A 17397-nucleotide genomic window follows, 5' to 3' on the forward strand; every position below is an offset into this window, starting at 1 on the left:
GGCTCGGCCTCAGAACGTGGGCAGGCTGGCGTTGTAGAAGTTGATCAGCTGGTCGGCCCCGGCGGTCAGGATGATGCTGGACAGGTTCAGGTCAGCGCCCGACGTGCCCACGGTGCCCTGCAGGCGCCGCTGTGTCGTGCTGGCCGTGCCGTCGTCGCCTGGGGCCACATGCCGGAAGAAGGTCGCCGTGCCGCTGTTGGCGTTCACGCCCTTCCAGGTTTCCGACGCCTTCTTGGCAATGGCACCATCCACAGCATTGACCTCGAACTCGATGCCGCCGCCCGTGGCGTTGTCGGAGATCGTGCACAGCAGGGTGGCGGCGCCCAGGGCGGCATCAGCCGTGGCCGGGATGGTTCCCGAGTAGATCTTGATGAGGCCGTCTGCGAGCGCGGCCTTGAGGCTGCCTGCGTCGAGCATGTAGTTGCGCAGGCCGGTGGAAGACTTGAGGGGCATGGTGGCTCCTTAGATGGACAGAAACTGGAAACCGGCGTGCACGCGCAGCGCCAGGTCGGCGTCCACGTTCTTGACGGTGGGGAACTTCACGGCACTGAACAGCGTTCCGGTCGTGCCGCCCTTGGTGGAGTTGGTGGACATGAAGGCGCCGTACACCTGGTCCGGGGCCGCAAACGAGAACTCGGCTTTGTTGGCCGTGTTCAGGATGGCGCCGGCCACCACGGCATCGGGCACGAACAGCACGCGCGAGGCCTGCTCGTAGTCGGTGATCTCGCCTGCCAGCCCGGGCAGCGTCGCCGCCGTCACCGTGGGCAGCGGGGTGTAGTCGGCGCCGTAGAGCCCGATATACAGATTCGCCGGTGCCGCAGCGCCAGCGAACAGGATGTTCGCCATCGCGTTCAGGCCCTCGGTGGGCACCAGGTTCTGGGCCACCTCGCGGTGCAGCACTTCACCCGTGCGCTTGTCGAAAAGCTCGACCACGTAGGTCGCGCCCATGCTGACTTGGTTCATAGGAGGGTTTCCTTTCTCACGATCTCGGCTTCCATGAATGAGCCAATCCCCGCCTTCGTCTCGCTGGGGTCGGAGAGCGTGGAAATCAGCTGTCGCAGGCCATTGCTGCGGCGGTAGACAGAGGCGCCACGGTCGGCGGTGCCCACCACCACGCGGCTCTCTTGAACATTGGCGATCTCGCCGGACTGGCTCAGCGTGATGAGTCCCATAGGGCTCATCCAGGCCGCGCCGCCGCCTGTGCCGGGCTGGTAGGTCAGCGTGCCCTCCACGGCGCCGTAGTTGAGGGCTGCCACCATCGAGACCGATGGCACGCCGCCGGGCAGCAAGTAGGTTTGATCCGCGCAGACGGCAATGCCGCCCTCCACGCAGGCCACAACCGTGATGCGGCCCGGGAACTGCATGAAGTTCTGCGCCGGGTCGTACAGGTGGGGAACAAAGGGCTCGCTGTAGAACAGCGTGTTGTGCACAGCCACCAGCGCGCGGTTGCGGTGGAAGGCCACGATGTGGCCAGCAGGCAGCGCATCAAGGCGCCGCCCCTGGATCTCCACGCCGAATTGGGGCACCCAGGCGGGCGTGGGCCCGGCAATCGGGTGGTACGAACCCACGCGCAGTCCATCCGAGAAATACACGGCCTCGTGCACCTCGGAAAAGCTCACGGCGCTGGTCATGCCGTAGCCCTGGGCGATCTGCACACGCTGCAACGCCCCGGCCACCGGCCGCAGGCAGAACACGTCGCCCGCATCGGCATACAGCCCGAAGGCGCCAGAGCGCGGGGCCCAGAGCGAATGGCAATCCAGCCCAGACTGCGAGGGCTTGTAGCCCGCACGGCGCCGGGCGCGGCCCTGGTTCGTCAGGTCCACATTGACCGCATTGCGCAGCAAGTCGCCCACGTCACGGCCGCCGCGCAGGTCATAGTCTGGGCGGCGGTTGTCCATCCCGCCTGGGAATGGGCCGATCTCTTGGGGTTTCGAAGCCATGCCCCAAGTTTTCCAAGGCGCGGCAACTTGGGCGAACCCTTTGGGGGGAGTATCGTTTTGTGGATTTCAGGGCACGGCGCTACAATCTTCCCTGTCGGCGTAATGGACGCTGAAAGTGCTCGATAGACTGTGCTGTGTCAATGGCGGTTGCAAGACCGTGAAAGTACGAGAGGTGGAGTTCGGTCCCACCCCGGTCTATTTGGCCCACAAAGCCCCCCTGGTTCACTCTTTGGGGGCTTTGTTGTTTCTGTTCGCAACTCCTCTCGGGTACACCGTCCGAGGTTCATAGGCTTGGCCGTCCGAGCGAAGCGGCATGCGTGCTTCATATCGAGCGCCAGATGCCCGATCTACCAGCCCTTGTCCCATCAATGCCGGGGACTGCCCGCTCTTGGCAACATCCAGATCGACCTGGGAACGCTTCGCCATTGCCTGCTCCGCGAAGCGGGTAACATCCTCCGGCGAAAAGCCCTGGGCCAACACCCGATTGTTGTGCACATGCTGGAAGGCGCGATCAGTCATCATCACGTCTGTGCTTGCTGTCGGTGGCATTCCAAGACGGGTCAACGCCTTCCTTTGCCCCTCTGTCACATCCCCAAGCCGGTAGGTTCCACTCCCCTTCCCGGCCTGCAGGTCCGCCAGCAGTCGGGCCTTCCCCTCCGGCGAGATCGCTCCAAGCTGATCCACCGCCGAAACGCCCGCGCCAAACCGCCCCGCCGAAGGCGCAACCGCAGGGCCCAGCTCTGCCAGGCGCGAGAGCCCGCGCGCAGCGCCGACCATGGCACCCGGCGCGGCCAGCGTGGCCATGGCCTCAGCAGCTGGGAGCCGCTCTGGCGTGACGACGCCAGCGGACTGCATGCCCTGCCCGATCCATTCAGAGCCGCCTACCGGCGCTGGGTGCTGGTAGCCCAGCGGGCGCAGCGCCAAGGCGGCCAGATCAACAGGGCCGCCGAGGATGTTGGCTGCAGTTCGGCCAGCGACATCGGACAGTCCACGGGCGACAGAGGCGCGGACCTCTGGGTTTGCTACGGCATTGCCAATAGATTGCAGGCGCTCCATAGCTGACAGCGGCGCAGGCTCTGCCTGGGGTGCTCGCGGGTAGCCGGTGGTCGGAATCTGGTCGATGAGCGCCAGGCGGGAGGAGGCTTGCTTTCTAACGTCTGCGGGCATTGAACTGGCCTGATGAGTTCAGACCATTCTCTCGGTGCACCGTAGGCTTCGCAAACGCTACAAAGGCAAGATGCTCACTGGCAGAAAGCCATGCTCCCGGTCACTGAACAACCGCGCCCATCGCTTCGCGTGAAGACTCCCCCAGAACCGGTGTAGGAGGCCCCGTACTCATCAGAGCAAATGCCGCCCGAGCATGTGAGCGTGAATTCCTTCTGTGCTGCCTGGCGCCTAAGCGATTCCTCGCGCCGTTGCGCTGCCCGCTCTGCTTCGGCCTTGGCGTCCCAGCGGCTGCCGTTATTGGCAATGCTCCCAGCCGAGGTGGCCGCGTTCTCACGATTCTTTCGAGACTGCCAGTCCTCAGCAGGCTGTTGCACTTGTGGCATCGCCTGAACCTGCCTGCTCCTGCGTTCTCGCTCTGCAAACTCACGCTCCTGCTCGGCCATTCGGCGGGCCTGCTTTCGGTTTTCCGCGTCAAAAGCCTGCTCGCGTTCCTGGAGTATTTCGGCCTGCGTGCGCTTGCGTTGAATCTGCCCGCCAGATTGGCCCACGTCGCAAGGGCGGTCCGAGAACATGAGTTTGCCGGATGCATCTTTGCAGCGATGGACCTGGGCACCCGCTGAGGCAGCACCCAACGCAATGACCAAAATGGCGGCTGTTGATTTCCACGCAGAAGTGACCCACTAACCCCCGGGATTTCCATCCAAACCTGACCCACGTACTAACCCTAACCTGCTGCTTTGTTGAGCAGCAGGAGACCAGGAGTGATAGACGTGGCAACACTGAGTGTCATCAGGCGCTGGGCCCTGCGAGAGCAGCTGTCCATCAGGGAGATCGCCCGCCGCACGGGCCTCTCGCGCAACACCATCCGCAAGTACCTGCGCGCCGGCGAGGCCGAGCCGCACTATGCCAAGCGGGTCAGTCCATCCAAGCTCGATCCCTTCGCCTTGAAGCTCGCCGGCTGGCTCAAGACGGAAGCGGGCCGGTCCCGCAAGCAGCGGCGCACCGTCAAGCAGATGTACGCCGATCTGCGGGGCCTGGGCTATACCGGCTCCTACAACCGCGTAGCGGCCTTTGCCCGCCTCTGGCACGAGCAGCGCCTTGTGGCCCAGCAGACCACCGGCCGCGGCACCTTCGTTCCCCTGGCCTTCGGTCCGGGTGAGGCTTTCCAGTTCGACTGGAGCGAGGACTGGGCTGTTCTCGCCGGCGTGCGCACCAAGCTGCAGGTGGCTCACTTCAAACTCAGTCACAGCCGGGCGTTCTACCTGCGTGCCTATCTTCTGCAGACGCACGAGATGCTGTTCGATGCCCACAACCATGCGTTCGTCGTGCTGGGCGGTGTGCCCCGCCGAGGCATCTACGACAACATGCGCACCGCCGTAGACCGCGTGCGCCGGGGCAAGGAGAGAGATGTCAACGCACGCTTTGCTGCCATGGTCAGTCACTTCCTGTTCGAGGCAGAGTTCTGCAACCCGGCTTCGGGCTGGGAGAAGGGCCAGGTAGAGAAGAACGTGCGCGACGCCCGCCATCGCCTGTGGCAGGTGGTGCCGCCATTCCCGAGCCTGCCCGATCTCAATGCCTGGCTTGAGGAGCGCTGCGTGGCGCTGTGGCACGAGATCGAGCACGGCAAGCTGCCGGGCACCGTCGCGGATGTCTGGGCCGAGGAGCGGGCAGCCTTGATGCCTGTGCCAAGGCTCTTCGATGGCTTTGTGGAGCACACCAAGCGCGTCTCGCCCACCTGCCTGGTCCACTTCGAGCGCAATCGCTACAGCGTGCCGGCACCGTATGCCAATCGGCCGGTGAGCCTGCGGGTCTACGCGGATCGCCTGGTGGTCGCCGCCGAAGGCCAGATCGTGTGCGAGCACCAGCGTCTGATCGAGCGTAACCACCATGGTGCGGGACAGACCGTGTACGACTGGCGCCACTACTTGGCGGTGCTGCAGCGCAAACCAGGAGCTTTGCGCAACGGCGCTCCGTTCCTAGAACTGCCAGCGGCCTTCAAGCGACTGCACGCCACCTTGCTCAAGCAACCCGGCGGCGACCGGGAGATGGTGGAGGTTCTGGCTCTGGTGCTGCACCACGATGAACAAGCTGTGCTCGCTGCAGTGGAGTTGGCACTGGAGTCAGGGGCTGCCAGCAAGACCCACATCCTGAACGTGCTCCACCGCCTGCTGGACGGTAAGCCCGCCCCAGCACCGGTCACCTCGCCCCAGGCCCTCAAGCTGTCTGTGGAACCCCAGGCCAACGTGCTGCGCTATGACCAATTGAGGGAGGTGCGCTATGCGTCATGACCCTGCCATCGCTTCCATCGTGATCATGCTGCGCGAGCTCAAGATGCACGGCATGGCCCAGGCGGTTGCGGAACTGGCTGAGCAAGGTGCGCCGGCCTTCGAGGCAGCACAGCCCATCCTGTCCCAACTGCTCAAGGCTGAGACCGCCGAGCGGGAGGTGCGCTCGGTTGCTTACCAATTGAAGGTGGCCAGGTTCCCCGCGTACCGGGACCTGGCAGGCTTCGACTTCGGCCACAGTGAGGTGAACGAGGCACTGGTGCACCAGTTGCACCGGTGTGAGTTCCTGGAGGATGCCAACAACGTGGTGCTGGTGGGCGGGCCGGGCACAGGCAAGACCCACATTGCCACAGCCCTCGGAGTGCAAGCCATTGAACACCATCACCGAAGGGTGCGGTTCTTCTCCACGGTAGAGTTGGTCAATGCGCTGGAAGAAGAGAAGGCCCAAGGCAAGACAGGGCAGATGGCCCACCGGCTTGCATATGTGGATCTGGTGATTCTGGACGAGTTGGGCTACCTGCCGTTCAGTGCATCAGGAGGCGCCTTGCTGTTCCACCTGCTGTCCAAACTCTACGAGCGCACCAGCGTCGTGATCACCACCAACCTGAGCTTCAGCGAATGGGCCAGTGTGTTCGGGGATGCCAAGATGACCACGGCATTGCTGGACCGGCTCACGCATCACTGCCATATTCTTGAGACCGGCAATGACAGCTACCGGTTCAAGAATAGCTCCGCACAGCAACCACCACAGACCACCAAGAAGGAGAAGGCGACCAAGAACTTATCCACAACGTGAGCGCAAAGCTCACGAACCAGGGTGGGTCAAGATTCGATGGAAATGGTGGGTCAGCTTTGCGTGGAAATCAACAGGCGGCTATCTTTCCAAGTCGCATAGATTTCCCTCCGCCGTGCACTGTATCAGCGGAGGCGGATGCGCCCGACCGTTGAGCCTCTGTTTTGGCCCATTCCGGTGGTTGGCGTAATATCTGAGGCATGGCCTACAAACCACCACGCACCCTTGCCGAGTCGGAAGAGCTGCTGAAGGGCGCCGCTGATCAGGACAGCGCGAAAGACACATGGAAGACCATGGGCTGGATCGCGCTGCTCTTGGTTGCGGTCGGCGTGGTCGTGGCGGCACTCTTTCTGGGGCTGTTCGGAGGCGGTTCAGTTGGCCCAGTCGTTCTGGTGCTGTTCCTGTTGTTCCTGCCGTTCATCCTGAACAAGAAAAAGTAGGCGCTACTGCGGCCTGGCCGCATTGCGCAAACGCGCCTCGCGCAACCGCTCCCGGTTCCTCGCTTTTTCATCTTCCGACGATTGCCGTGCGGCCGCCGCGAGCGGCGCTGGCGCCGCAGACTGGTCCAGCGCCGTTTTCCCTGCAGCGAACCGAACAGTGCTCGGGCTGGTGAGGATCTTCGCACCGATTGCTGATGCAGTAGGGATCCCAAGGGCCAGAGTGATCCCGTGCGGGCTTCCGGTCGCCAGGGCAGCCGCCAAACCACTGCCCCACGCAGTCAAATTGGTCTGCCGCGCCGTCCCCGACGGATTCGAGAACACCTGCGCCCCCTCGCGCCGGTTTGCTGCCATGCGGCCCATGGTCATCACCTTCTCTTCCAGCCCCGGGAATCCAGAGTTGGAGAACAGCGCGCGCCGCGCTGGTAGGGACATGGCGGCCAGGTTGGTCAGGAAGGTCTCGCTGCTGAAGGCGTCGCCCATCTCGTTCTGCACCGAGTTTTTGGCACGGCCCAGGCGCTGCAGCACGGCGGCGGCCACCTCCCGGCGGTTTTCATCCGGCATGGATTTCATCAACCGGGTGATCTGCGTTCCGCCGTCTGCCAGCCCGCTGGTGGCGGCCTTGAAAACCCGCTCCGGGGCCTCACGATTCACGATGCTCTCCAGCTGGTCCAGGCGCTGCATGCTGGCCTTGGTGTACTGGTTGGCACGGCTCCATGCCTGCTGCGCCTGCGGGCCCGCCTGCTCGGCTGCCGTGCCCAGGTCATCGCTCAGGGCCGCATAGAGCGCGCGCCACTTGCTGCGGGGCACGTCGGAGGTCAGCGAGTTCTCGGAAATCTCCTGGCCCACCAGCGTGCGCAGCTTCTGGATTGCCTGGTAGGGCAGCTGGCCCGCCGTCGGCGCTACACCCGTGGACGACATGCCTGGGGCAATGTTCGCCAGCGTGGCGCCCTCCACGTCTTTCAGCATGGCGCGCTCGATGCTGCCGATCTTGGCATTGCGGAAGAACTGGGACAGGTTTGGCGCGCCATCGATGCCTTCGTTCAGCGCCTTCAGGGCTTCCTGGGTGCGGCTCACGCTGACGGGCGTGTTCGACGGAATGAACTCGTCCAGCTTGCCGTAGAGCTGCTTTTGCGTCGTCTTCACGCTGTCCTTGAAGGCGCTCACGCCCTTCGTGATTGCCTCGCCCGCGCCCCAGCCGGTGGCGTCGGGGGCAAGCTCCTGCGACAAGCGCTGCACGGAATCTTCCAGGGCCTTCGCCTGAGCCTCACCCCGGCGCGCCATGATCCCAGACCCACCGATGACGTTGGAAAGGCCGGTTTCTGCAGCCTGCAGCGTGCGCGACTGCGTGGCCTGGCCCATGGTGGGCACCGTGCCAGAGGCCGCCTCAAAGGTTTTGATGTTCTCGGCCACACGCTGGCGGCCAGCCTCGCCACCTCGGAGAGCGCCGCGCACTGCAGACTGAGCAGCGAACGGGAGCACCGATGGAGCCAAAGAGCCTGCGACGTTGGCAGCGAGCTGGGCGCCCTCGCCTCCGCCGCCCTCGCGCGTGAGAGCTGCAGCGCCCTGCCCGGCCGCGCCACTGACCACCTGGGTGAGCGGGGCAGCAGCAAGAGATCGACCAACGGCCTCTGTCACAGTGCTTGGCGGTGGCGGAAGAACCCGTCCAGCTGCCTGCGCTGACTGTGCTGCTGCGCCAGCGCCGCGCGCCAGCACCCCTCCCAGACCGATACCTGAAACGGCAGAGCCGCCACCCCGGTTGATGTCCTGAACCACGCGTTCGCTCGCCGTCTCGGCAACAGGTAGCCCGGCCTTGGTCAACAGGTTTCCAGTCGCTTCACCCAGCATCTGCATCCGTGGGCCGTTGTCCTTGCCACGCACCGCGTCAAGCACCGCATTGACGGGCTTGGCCACGAGGTTGTCGGTGACGGTCGCCGGTAGGTCCACAAGACCTTGCACCAGGCCGCGCGTGCCGATCCCGAAGCCCCGCGCCGCGCTCTCTGCTGCCGTGCGCTGAGGGGCTGCAGGTGCTGGTGCGGGCGCTGGGTCCAACTGACCCGTGAATGGCGTCAGGCCGGGCGGCGCCGGAGCAGCGGCTGGAGAGGGAGACGGGGCATCCAGCTCGCCCGTGAATGGCTTCAGTTCCATGCCTCAACCTCCGATGAAACGGTTGCCCTGGCCATCTTCGTAGACCGGCCGCCCACCCGAAGTGCCCACTTGGCGCGTCATGCCGCCGGGCAATGCTTGCGCTCCAGCGGATGGTGCGGCGCCAGTGCGCGCTGCATTCTTCGCCTGGGCCGCGTCGGTCATTGCCGCGCCCTTGTCGCCCGCCCGCAGACGCGCGGTGTCGATCAGGCTCTGCAGGCGGTTTCCCTTGTCGGCCACAGTCTTGTCGTCGTCGCCAGGCTGGGCGAAGTAGGAGCGACTGAGACCCTGCAACTGCTCGCGTGTGTAGGCGGCGCCCGTGTTCAGGGTCAGTGCAGCGTCCAGGGCATCCAGCTGCGCGGACTCCACGCGCTGGCGCGCCTCGGGCCGGAGCTGATTGGCCAGGCCTTCGGGGAGTGCGTTGTTCGCGGCGGTCAGGAGGCCTGGGCGGATCGCACCGGGATTGCTCTTGCCAATCTCATCGATCAGCTTGAGCGCGTTGTCCATGCGCAGGGCGTAGCCTGCGGACTTGGCCTGGTCTTCGGTCAGCGGCTTGCCGTCGGCAGCGGGACCGCCTGGGATCGGTTCCAGCTTGCCGCCAGCCGCCCAGCGGTAGCCCGCCGGAGGCTTGTTGTCCTGCTGGGCCTTCAGGCGTGCGGCTTCCGTGGCGCCGGTAGCGGCGATCTCAGCCCGGGTGTTGTTCCCCCGCTCCGTCACCAGAGTGCGGTCCATGGCGCCCATGCGGTCAGCAGCGGCGTTGGCGCTGGATGCTGCCACCTGCAGGCCAGCACGCTGAGTGTCTCCCCGCTCGCGCATCGTGGCCACATCCACACCTGGCTGGGCCTGTTGGAGCGCTGCGTCGGTGGCCAGCGCCTGAGACAGGGCCATGCGATCCTGCGACTTCTCACCATCACCGCCCCAGCGCCGGTCGTTGGTGATGCTGGATGCGGCGGTGGCGAGGTTTTCCAAGTTCTTGCGGGCGGCCCAGTCATTGGTGGAGTTGCGAATGGTGGGTGCCTGCACTGGCGGTGGAGCGTTTGGCATCAAGGCCATGGCATCTGCAGACTGTCGGCGCTGCAGGCCTTGGGCAGCCGCTTCACTTTGCGGGATCGGGTCTGCGGCGGGCAGCGCGCTCATCGCGGCCACAGCAGGGGCCACGGGGGCCGGTGCTGGGGCCATCGATGCAGCGCGCGACAGTGCGCCAGCGGGAGCGCCAGGGGCTGCGGGAAGTGGCGCCGGGACTGCGGCAACTTGCACGGGTGCTGGAGCAGGCACCAAGGGAGCAGAAGCACCGCCGCCAGCCCAGCCAGCCGGGCCGCCAGAAGGGATCTGCGCCAGCCGCTTGGCCAGGTCGTCCTGCACCATGCCGCCGTCGGCGTAGCGGCGGGGCTGATACCCGGCACCAGGCAGAGTGCCCAGTCGCTGCGCCGCAGGTGGATACCCTGGAGCCTGGGGGGCAGGCGCTGGGGTGAGAGCAGGCGCTGGCGGCGGCGCAAGGGCGGCCTGTGCTGCACGGCGCTCGGGGCTATCCAAAATGGAACTGGCCGTCACCTCATTGCTGCGCTGCGCATTGCGCTCCGCCCAACCCATGGGGGCGGCAGGCGCTGGTGCGGGAGACGCTGCAGGCGCTGCAGGTGCCACTGTATTTGTAGCCACGATGGTTGGCGCTGGAGCAGGCGCCGGGGCCGGTGCTGGCGATGTCCAGGAAGACGTGCTGACCGTGCCACCGGGGGCCTGGCCGTTGATGGACACGCCGCCGCCGACATTGCCGCCGCTGTAGCTGTTTCCCACGCGAGTGATGTTGTTGTCCACCAGGCCGCCGTCGGCAAACATCATGGGCGGCATCTGCGCCATGCGATCGGCGGGCATGGCCTCGGCCATCTCGTGCCCAGCGCCCTCGCCCACCTCAGCATCCGTCTGCCCGCCATCCTCTCCGTTCACAGGCGTGTGGGTCGTGTCCTTGAGCAGCTTGAGCATGGCGGCGCCCAGAGCCATGACCTGCTCAGGTGGAAATTCGAACTCGCCGTTGCTCAGCTTCACCGGAACGGTGCCCAGCTTTTCCAGCGCGCCCGCGCCGATGGCCTTGGTGCTGTCGGCCGGCATGATGAATGTGCCGGGCTCGGCCTCGGTTTCGATGGAATCGCTGGTGCCGGTGCCAGGGCCGCGCACGACACCGCCCCGGGCCAGATGCTGGGGCTGCTGCTTGTAGCCCATGGCCTCAACGCGCGGGATCATTGCCTGCAGCTGTGCATTGCGCTGGTCGGCTGCCGGGGGCGGTGCCGGAGCAGTGGCCGTCTGCTGGTAGCCCATGGCGGCCATCTTGGGAATCAGGTCGCGCAGGCCACTGAGGCCACGGCCGCCGAAGCCAACGGGGCCGCCGTCGGCGAGGTGTTTGGAGGTGTTTGCCTGGTGCGCAAGAACGCGATGCACCAAAGACTGGGAGCCTTGCATGGGGAGCCTTTCGGATCAATGCAAGCAGTCTCCCGTCAAGCAGTCTCTTGGTCGAACCCTACAGGGGGCTGAAATCAGGCGATAGGGCCTGGCATCGGGCTTTGTCCGTTGCGCATCCAGACTTCGTTGCGCCCGCTGGTCTTGCGGCCAAACTCCGCTTCAAACCGTGCCAGCGCAATCGCTGCCTTGGAGTCGTTGTGCAAATCCGAGTCCTCACGGCTGTATGCCCGGTAAAGCATCCAGTCCACAAGAGCGGGGTGAAGCTCTGGGCGGATCTCCGGCTTGTCGGTGTTATCAGCCAGCTTCTTGAGGGGAAGCCTGAACACCTGCAGTTTGATCCGACCAGCCTGAGTAGGCACAGGCCACAGGTGCAGGCGGCCAGAGGACAGGCCGGCCACCAATGTGGAGGGTCGATTCGCGGCCGATGATCCTGCGTCCCAGCCTGGCACTGAGGCGTCCATCTCGTCTGCACCTACCACGCCAACCGGGTGCCCGTCAGCTTGAGCCCGCGCCACTTGAACGATGCGGGGGTCGATGGCCACGGACTCGTCACCAGCGGAATAGCCCACCAAGCACAAAGCAGAGGCCGCATCACGAAGCAACTGCCCACGGCGGCAGGCCTCGTCCTGTCCCTCGTTGGCATAGATGATCAACAGCTCATCCTCGCAAAACGGCGGTTCCGCGATGTCCATGGACTGTGCCCGGTAAAGGGCGATCATCTCCGCGAGGGTCATGGCGTTTCAGCTCAGGATGCGAGTACAGCGCGCAGCCAGGCCCCGCCGCGCGGGTTGTCGTCGCGATTCACTGTGAACGGGTATCGCAAGCTCTTGATCTGCTTCAGCACATTCATGGCCTCGCCAAGACGCTCATCCAGATCCTGGTCGTACCCGGTTTCCTTGGCGCGCGCAAGCCGCTCGACGTACTTGCGCTTGACCACGATGGGCACATCGCGGCGGAACATCTGCGTAACGCCGTTGACTGCCACCTGCACGAAGGGAGCTTCGTTGTCCTTGCCGGAAGACATCACCGTCACCATCACGGGCTCGTTCATGAAGGCCTCTAAGTCGGCATCCTTCATAGTCACCGGATTGAGGATGATCTCCGGCGAGAACTCCTGCACCACACCGAACTCCATTTTGTTCTCGGCGCCCAGGTATTCATTGGTGGAATCCACCTCGGTCTTGCTGCGGCTCATGTTCAGATTCTCCAGAAAGGGATGGGCGCCCCAGCGCATGCCGGGGCGCTTGTCGGCATCAGCCGCGAGCTTCGTAGACGCAGGTCTTGGAAGCCAGAATGGCGGCCAGCGTGGCGTTCTGCAGCACACGGAAGCCGCGATCATCTACGGTGATGCCGCCATTGCCAGCCCCCGTTTCCAGCGTGCGGGTGCCAGCTGCGATGGTCTTCAGACAGCTGTTTGCGTCCATTCCATCGAACCACTCGACTTCCACACGATCCGTCAGATTGACCCAGCGCACATATCGCGGCTTGAAGCCGATTTCAACGCGGGTAGAGTCGGTGGTAGTGATCGCCGTGGCGTCGTAGACCACTTTGCCCTGCGCGGAGCTGGGCGAGTCCTGCTTGTCGGAGTTGGTGCGGGTCTGGCCCGCTGTGTTGTCGGCCATGGTGATTCCTCGGTTGTGTTGGTTTTTGGTGGCGAGAGAAGGGCCGAAGCCCCTCTCTGCGTTGCCTTACAGCGCGGTCACGCCCGCTTCAGCGACAGCCATCCAGCCTTCGTTCAGCATGGTGCAGGCCATGTAGAACTTGGCGCCCACGTAGCCGCGTTGGCCCAGCGGGTCGCTCTTATCCTTCTGGCCGGGCGGGATGTACGTGGGGTCGAGCGAATCGCCGCCACGCAGCGCCAGCTGACCCCAGGCGTTTTCGCCAACCATGATGAACGGGTAAACGTCCACGCTCACACCGCCAGCGCTGGACAGACCAGTGGAACCAACGGCCACACCAGCCGCGAGGTACGGCGCCAGTTCTGGCGAGGTGATGAACCGGAAGTTCTCCACGGAGCCAATTTCGTAAGGGCTGACGGGCTTTCGGGTGCCGTATTCCGACACATGCTTGAACCCGGCCAAATCGCGCACATCAGCCTCGGCATCCGTGTGGACGAACACCAGGTAGGCGGCTTCCACTGGCTGGGTGGCGATGTCAACGGATGGCGCCAGGATGCTGGTGATGCGCTTGGCGTGGTTGGCCTGCAGATTGCGGCTCACCTTGCGCAGCAGCGACAGCGTGATCTTGCTGTTCACACTGGCTCGGGTGGAGCCGCCACCTGCGTAGTACACGTTGGTACAAGCCTTGAGCACGCCATAGCGGATCATCTCGCGCACCAGGGCGATGCGCTCACCGCATTGCTGCTTCATTTCTGCAGGCGCGTCGTCCTCGTAGGTGTCGGCCGTCTGGTCGGTGAGCTGATAGAGGCAGCCGAACTGCTTCAACGTCACCGTGATGTCCTGCGGAACCAGGGTGTCAGCAGTCGGCGTGACGCCTTCGGTCAGTTCATGCGCAGCAGCATCGGCCACCGGGCGGTTGATGGTGTTGAAGTTCGTGGCAGCGGCGCCGTAGGGCAGATACCGGCGGTGCACGATAGTCTTGCCCGAGTTCTTGGGCATGCCACGTTGCTGGCCGGTGATACCCAGGACTTCGCAGGGCACGGCGTGGGCGAGGATGTCGCCCTTCAGCTTGCCGATACGTGCGGCAGGGCTGTTGCTGGAAAATTGAGGCATCAGTCTCTCCTTGTGGCCGCGCTACTCAGCGTCGGCCGATGGTGGCCGCGAAAGCGGCGCGCATTGCTTCTTCTTCGGTTGGCGCGGCCTGGGGGCGCGGAGCGTTCCCAGATGGCGTCAGCGCCCGCTCCAAGCGGTTGCGACCCTGCGTTTGGCGCGTTTCGCGCGCCGCACTCTCTGCGTCAAACTTGCTGACGATGCCGCCCAATTCGTCCGCAGACATCGTGCTTTCGTACGTATTGCGGATGTCATCAGGCTGACGGGCAAGCCACAGCTTGAAGTCGGGCGTCACGACTTTTTCGCGCCAACCCTTGTGCACGCGGTCCATCACCGCCAGTTCAACCACCCAAGCGTCTTGCCCGGCCTGCGCTGAAACCTGCGCACCCGTGGCCTCGGTATGCGACTGTTCAGCCGGTGGAGCGACTTCCTGAGCTTGTTGCGGGGTGATCCCCAGTGCTTTCACGTACGCGACAAACTCAGGGTAGTCCTGCTCGAACTGTTGGAGTTCCGGGGGCAGTTGGCGGCCAGTCGTTGGCGCCGTGGTGACAACTGGCACGGCCTGCTGCAACCGGCGATTCAGATCGCCAATGCTGCCGTGGGCCTTGTCAAGCTGCTTGCGCAGTCCGTCCACATCGGCGGCGTTGCTCAGCAGGCGGCGCAGCTCGCTGCGCTTGAGCCCATCGAGCAACACCGGGTCTTCCTCCGCCGCTGGCGCGCCAGTAGAGCTTTCGCCACTCTGGTCACCAGCAGCATCGGTTGCGCCCTTGTCGGCATCACCAGCCTCTTGCGCAGCAGCATTGGCAGAGGCATCGGCATTGCCTTCTTGCGCCGCCCCGGGTTCGCCGTCTACGCCGGCCGCTGCATCAGCAGATGCAGCAGTGGGCTCCAAGACGGCTGTTCCCGTGGCACTGGCAAAGGCCCGCTCGAAAGCCGCCTGCTCTTCCGCCTGTTCCTGCTCACGTACGTTCATGCGTCATGCACTCCTGTTTGCATGCCGAGGTCAGTAGCCACCAACGTCGGCGGTTGTCGCCGGGGCCGGTTTATCCAGCGCCAGCAGTTCCTTCCAAGCCGCAATCCGCCCGCGTGTTTCAGCGGTGCGGATGGCGTCCATTGACGGGCTGTCGTTCTTCTCTCGCAGCGTGGCGATCTGCGCATTCGCGTGAGCGCTGACAGCTCGCCAGGTGGGGGAGTTGAATTCCAGGGTCATGCGAAGCAGTGTTCCCAGGCGCAGCGAAAGCAACAAACCCCATAGGGGGTCATGACGCGATTGAGCCCACAACACCGTCCGCTTCGGGTGTCTCGATCCCCTCTTGGAATCCAAGCGCCGGACTTGTTGGCGTGAGAGGGTCGGTGCTGTTGGGCACGGCCACCGGTACCGGCTGGTTGATCGCCGCTTCGGCCAACTGAGGCACGATGGTTCCGCCGTTTCTGTCTACAACCCCAACAGATATCGCAAGCTCGTCGGCCAGAGGAGCGACGCCTGGATTCGTTGCCAGCACCTGGCCCGTCTGAACCCCGCTGTAGAGCGTTTCCATGTCCACGTTGGACTTCTCGGACTCGACCTTGCTGGCCTGGGCCTCCAGGAGCTTTGCCTTGGCCACTGCAACCGGATCGGGCTGAACCTGCTGGCGCTGCGCTTTCTGCTCATCCGTGAGCTGGAACCGCTTCGGATCGAGGCGCTGCCCCTTGCACAACTCGGCAGCCAGCTTTGCTGGGTCCAGTTCAAACGCTGGGTCTTTGGCGACCTGCAGAAGCGACATCAGGAATTGCTGCTGGGCGTCACGTTCCACCAGAGCCGAAGACGCGCGCACCTCGATCTCAAAGTCGCCCTTGATGCTCTCGTCGTCGCTGTAGCTCATCATCCAGTCGAAGTACCGCTGGATGTGTGGTCGGGTCATGTAGTCGTCAAAGCGCTTGGCCAGACGGCGCAGCACACTGGTGGCGTTGTTGTTCTGCATCTGCATGCCGCCCAGCGTGTTGGGCGCATCACCACGGATGCCCTGCAGCATGGCTGGCATGCCAGTGGTGTCCTCGGCCATTTTCATGGCGAAGTTGATGATGTTCATCAGCTCGGTCTGGACACTGGGCACGACGAACGAATTGAACGCAGCGCGAACGTCCTGTATATCGGCATTGGCCTCCGCGCGCCAAACCTTCCCGGGTCGCAACACGTAGCTTCCGTCCTGCGGCGTCACGCCGTTGCCGATGATCACCTGGGGCGCGGCCGACAGCCCGCTGTTGTCCATCATGGCCCGCGTCGCGCCATTGAGCATGCGTTGAACAGTGCGGATCTGGCGCGCGATGCCAACACCCCAAGGCATACCGGGGCGCCGCTGCCAGGCCAGCACGTCATAGGGAAACTGACCATCCTCCTGGGGGCTGAGCACCGCTTTCACCAGGCGGTCGTTGATCATCACCGCCATGGTGGGCATGCGGTCTTCATCGCCTTCCTCCAGTTCCACGCCCAGCCTTGCAAGGTACTCGCGGGCCGCGTGGCCGTAGAAGATCCACATCTCGAATTCATCGTCGCTGGCGCGGTACACGGCCTCAGTACCCTCGCGGGTGCGAGCCGGCCCCTCGCGCAGAACAGCCATCAGCTCATGTTGGTCGTAGCTCTCATCTGCCAGCATCTCCTTGAGCTGGCGGCGGCCGATAAACTCACGCTCCCAGGTATAGCTGCCGTTGTGGATGTTCTCCCCGCAAGCAGGGTCTGGGAAAAAGTTCCAGCAGTCGATGCGCTTGGAACCAGGCTTGATGTCATCCATCTTGATGAACTCTGTCAAGCCGGTCACAGGATCTTTGCGGGTCATGCGAGCGGTCCGCTGCACGGGGAACGGACCTTTCAGTACGCCAGAGCCGATGCGGGCCGAGTCTTCGATAACGTGGCGCACCTCGCCGTGCCAGTTGCTCTCAACCAGGGGATCTTCGATAGCGCGTTGCAGTCGCTCAGCGGCTTCTTTCGCCTGCTCCTGCTTGGCCTCGATGGCATCCATCGCCTCGGCAGGATGCTGCATCCCCATGGCCTGGGCGAGCTTGGAAAGCTGAGCAGCGCTCAGCTCTGGGATGGGCGTGGGCTTGATTTCCCAGGCCCGGTCGTCTGTCGGCAAGAGCATGTCGGCCACCCGGGCGCTTGCTGCGTCGGTGTATGGCCGGGTGATGTTGAGGAACACCACAGACCGCGACGGACCGCTGTTGCGGGGCGCAGTGCCAGTCAGTGCAGCCTTGCGGCTGCGAAATAGCTGATTGGCGTTCTGATACGCACGGTTAGCGTCATCAATGCCTTGATAGTGCTCCTCGTCCTCGGTCCATTCCTCTTCGATGCCGGATCCGGCCCGGCCCGAGATGGCCTCGCTACGCTTGGAAAGAAGCGTCAGCACGAACATGTCGCGCAGGTCTGGAGTCTGGTCCTGGGGCTGCACCCCCCCTTGTTCGTAGGTGGCTTGCATG

General features: G+C 64.3%; 17 protein-coding genes. 3 read left to right on the top strand and 14 right to left on the bottom strand.

Annotation, left to right across the window (positions count from 1 at the left end):
- Positions 1-9: 9 nt before the first annotated feature.
- From ACSQ3O_RS15905 to ACSQ3O_RS15925, 5 genes are all read right to left on the bottom strand, one after another.
- The gene (locus tag ACSQ3O_RS15905) at positions 10-453 is read right to left on the bottom strand and encodes a hypothetical protein (protein ID WP_436139603.1); all 444 of its coding nucleotides are present in this window, start codon (positions 451-453) and stop codon (positions 10-12) included.
- A 9-nt stretch (positions 454-462) separates the two neighbouring features.
- Positions 463-963 carry a hypothetical protein gene (locus ACSQ3O_RS15910; RefSeq protein ID WP_436139604.1) on the bottom strand — a complete coding sequence of 167 codons (501 nt, stop codon included), beginning with the start codon at positions 961-963 and terminating at the stop codon, positions 463-465.
- Entirely contained in the window at positions 960-1940 is a 981-nt protein-coding gene (locus ACSQ3O_RS15915) for a hypothetical protein (RefSeq protein ID WP_436139605.1), read from the bottom strand. Before ACSQ3O_RS15915 ends, ACSQ3O_RS15910 begins: the two co-directional genes overlap by 4 nt.
- Positions 1941-2162: 222 nt before the next feature.
- Complete coding sequence (locus ACSQ3O_RS15920) at positions 2163-3107, bottom strand: hypothetical protein (protein ID WP_436139606.1); 945 nt, start codon at positions 3105-3107, stop codon at positions 2163-2165.
- Between the two features lie 74 nt (positions 3108-3181).
- Entirely contained in the window at positions 3182-3751 is a 570-nt protein-coding gene (locus tag ACSQ3O_RS15925) for a DUF4124 domain-containing protein (RefSeq protein WP_436139607.1), read from the bottom strand.
- Between the two features lie 117 nt (positions 3752-3868).
- Here ACSQ3O_RS15925 and istA point away from each other — a divergent pair, with 117 nt between their 5' ends.
- From istA to ACSQ3O_RS15940, 3 genes are all read left to right on the top strand, one after another.
- Positions 3869-5395 carry an IS21 family transposase gene (gene istA, locus ACSQ3O_RS15930; RefSeq protein ID WP_436138811.1) on the top strand — a complete coding sequence of 509 codons (1527 nt, stop codon included), beginning with the start codon at positions 3869-3871 and terminating at the stop codon, positions 5393-5395.
- Positions 5385-6188, top strand: a complete 804-nt coding sequence (gene istB / locus ACSQ3O_RS15935; RefSeq protein WP_436138810.1) for an IS21-like element ISThsp10 family helper ATPase IstB — start codon at positions 5385-5387, stop codon at positions 6186-6188. Before istA ends, istB begins: the two co-directional genes overlap by 11 nt.
- A gap of 197 nt (positions 6189-6385) precedes the next feature.
- Positions 6386-6625 carry a hypothetical protein gene (locus ACSQ3O_RS15940; protein WP_436139608.1) on the top strand — a complete coding sequence of 80 codons (240 nt, stop codon included), beginning with the start codon at positions 6386-6388 and terminating at the stop codon, positions 6623-6625.
- A 3-nt stretch (positions 6626-6628) separates the two neighbouring features.
- Here the strand turns inward: ACSQ3O_RS15940 and ACSQ3O_RS15945 are convergent, their stop codons facing one another.
- The 9 genes from ACSQ3O_RS15945 to ACSQ3O_RS15985 form a co-directional block, all read right to left on the bottom strand.
- Entirely contained in the window at positions 6629-8770 is a 2142-nt protein-coding gene (locus tag ACSQ3O_RS15945; RefSeq protein WP_436139609.1) for a hypothetical protein, read from the bottom strand.
- A gap of 3 nt (positions 8771-8773) precedes the next feature.
- Positions 8774-11218 (bottom strand): hypothetical protein, encoded by a 2445-nt coding sequence (locus ACSQ3O_RS15950; RefSeq protein ID WP_436139610.1) that lies wholly within the window; start codon positions 11216-11218, stop codon positions 8774-8776.
- Positions 11219-11292: 74 nt separating this feature from the next.
- Positions 11293-11952: a phage adaptor protein gene (locus ACSQ3O_RS15955; RefSeq protein ID WP_436139611.1), complete on the bottom strand. Its 660-nt coding sequence runs from the start codon at positions 11950-11952 to the stop codon at positions 11293-11295.
- 11 nt (positions 11953-11963) lie between these two features.
- Positions 11964-12413, bottom strand: coding sequence for a hypothetical protein (locus ACSQ3O_RS15960; protein WP_436139612.1), 450 nt, complete (start codon positions 12411-12413; stop codon positions 11964-11966).
- 58 nt (positions 12414-12471) lie between these two features.
- Positions 12472-12840, bottom strand: a complete 369-nt coding sequence (locus ACSQ3O_RS15965) for a hypothetical protein (RefSeq protein ID WP_436139613.1) — start codon at positions 12838-12840, stop codon at positions 12472-12474.
- A 66-nt stretch (positions 12841-12906) separates the two neighbouring features.
- On the bottom strand, positions 12907-13950 hold the full coding sequence (locus ACSQ3O_RS15970; RefSeq protein WP_436139614.1) for a N4-gp56 family major capsid protein: 1044 nt from the start codon (positions 13948-13950) through the stop codon (positions 12907-12909).
- A 25-nt stretch (positions 13951-13975) separates the two neighbouring features.
- Positions 13976-14920: a hypothetical protein gene (locus ACSQ3O_RS15975; RefSeq protein ID WP_436139615.1), complete on the bottom strand. Its 945-nt coding sequence runs from the start codon at positions 14918-14920 to the stop codon at positions 13976-13978.
- A gap of 30 nt (positions 14921-14950) precedes the next feature.
- The gene (locus ACSQ3O_RS15980) at positions 14951-15157 is read right to left on the bottom strand and encodes a hypothetical protein (RefSeq protein ID WP_436139616.1); all 207 of its coding nucleotides are present in this window, start codon (positions 15155-15157) and stop codon (positions 14951-14953) included.
- A 49-nt stretch (positions 15158-15206) separates the two neighbouring features.
- Complete coding sequence (locus ACSQ3O_RS15985; protein WP_436139617.1) at positions 15207-17396, bottom strand: portal protein; 2190 nt, start codon at positions 17394-17396, stop codon at positions 15207-15209.
- Position 17397 lies beyond the last annotated feature (1 nt).

This window comes from Acidovorax sp. LjRoot74, from assembly GCF_964254355.1.
Classification (GTDB): domain Bacteria; phylum Pseudomonadota; class Gammaproteobacteria; order Burkholderiales; family Burkholderiaceae_C; genus Acidovorax.

Excerpts from the sequence above, each read along its gene's own strand:
- ACSQ3O_RS15975 (WP_436139615.1), bottom strand. The coding sequence starts at position 14,920 with ATGAACGTACGTGAGCAGGAACAGGCGGAAGAGCAGGCGGCTTTCGAG.
- ACSQ3O_RS15905 (WP_436139603.1), bottom strand. The coding sequence starts at position 453 with ATGCCCCTCAAGTCTTCCACCGGCCTGCGCAACTACATGCTCGACGCA.
- ACSQ3O_RS15985 (WP_436139617.1), bottom strand. The coding sequence starts at position 17,396 with ATGCAAGCCACCTACGAACAAGGGGGGGTGCAGCCCCAGGACCAGACT.
- ACSQ3O_RS15955 (WP_436139611.1), bottom strand. The coding sequence starts at position 11,952 with ATGACCCTCGCGGAGATGATCGCCCTTTACCGGGCACAGTCCATGGAC.
- istB (WP_436138810.1), top strand. The coding sequence starts at position 5,385 with ATGCGTCATGACCCTGCCATCGCTTCCATCGTGATCATGCTGCGCGAG.
- ACSQ3O_RS15960 (WP_436139612.1), bottom strand. The coding sequence starts at position 12,413 with ATGAGCCGCAGCAAGACCGAGGTGGATTCCACCAATGAATACCTGGGC.
- ACSQ3O_RS15940 (WP_436139608.1), top strand. The coding sequence starts at position 6,386 with ATGGCCTACAAACCACCACGCACCCTTGCCGAGTCGGAAGAGCTGCTG.
- ACSQ3O_RS15970 (WP_436139614.1), bottom strand. The coding sequence starts at position 13,950 with ATGCCTCAATTTTCCAGCAACAGCCCTGCCGCACGTATCGGCAAGCTG.
- ACSQ3O_RS15915 (WP_436139605.1), bottom strand. The coding sequence starts at position 1,940 with ATGGCTTCGAAACCCCAAGAGATCGGCCCATTCCCAGGCGGGATGGAC.
- ACSQ3O_RS15950 (WP_436139610.1), bottom strand. The coding sequence starts at position 11,218 with ATGCAAGGCTCCCAGTCTTTGGTGCATCGCGTTCTTGCGCACCAGGCA.
- ACSQ3O_RS15920 (WP_436139606.1), bottom strand. The coding sequence starts at position 3,107 with ATGCCCGCAGACGTTAGAAAGCAAGCCTCCTCCCGCCTGGCGCTCATC.
- ACSQ3O_RS15910 (WP_436139604.1), bottom strand. The coding sequence starts at position 963 with ATGAACCAAGTCAGCATGGGCGCGACCTACGTGGTCGAGCTTTTCGAC.
- ACSQ3O_RS15945 (WP_436139609.1), bottom strand. The coding sequence starts at position 8,770 with ATGGAACTGAAGCCATTCACGGGCGAGCTGGATGCCCCGTCTCCCTCT.
- ACSQ3O_RS15965 (WP_436139613.1), bottom strand. The coding sequence starts at position 12,840 with ATGGCCGACAACACAGCGGGCCAGACCCGCACCAACTCCGACAAGCAG.
- ACSQ3O_RS15980 (WP_436139616.1), bottom strand. The coding sequence starts at position 15,157 with ATGACCCTGGAATTCAACTCCCCCACCTGGCGAGCTGTCAGCGCTCAC.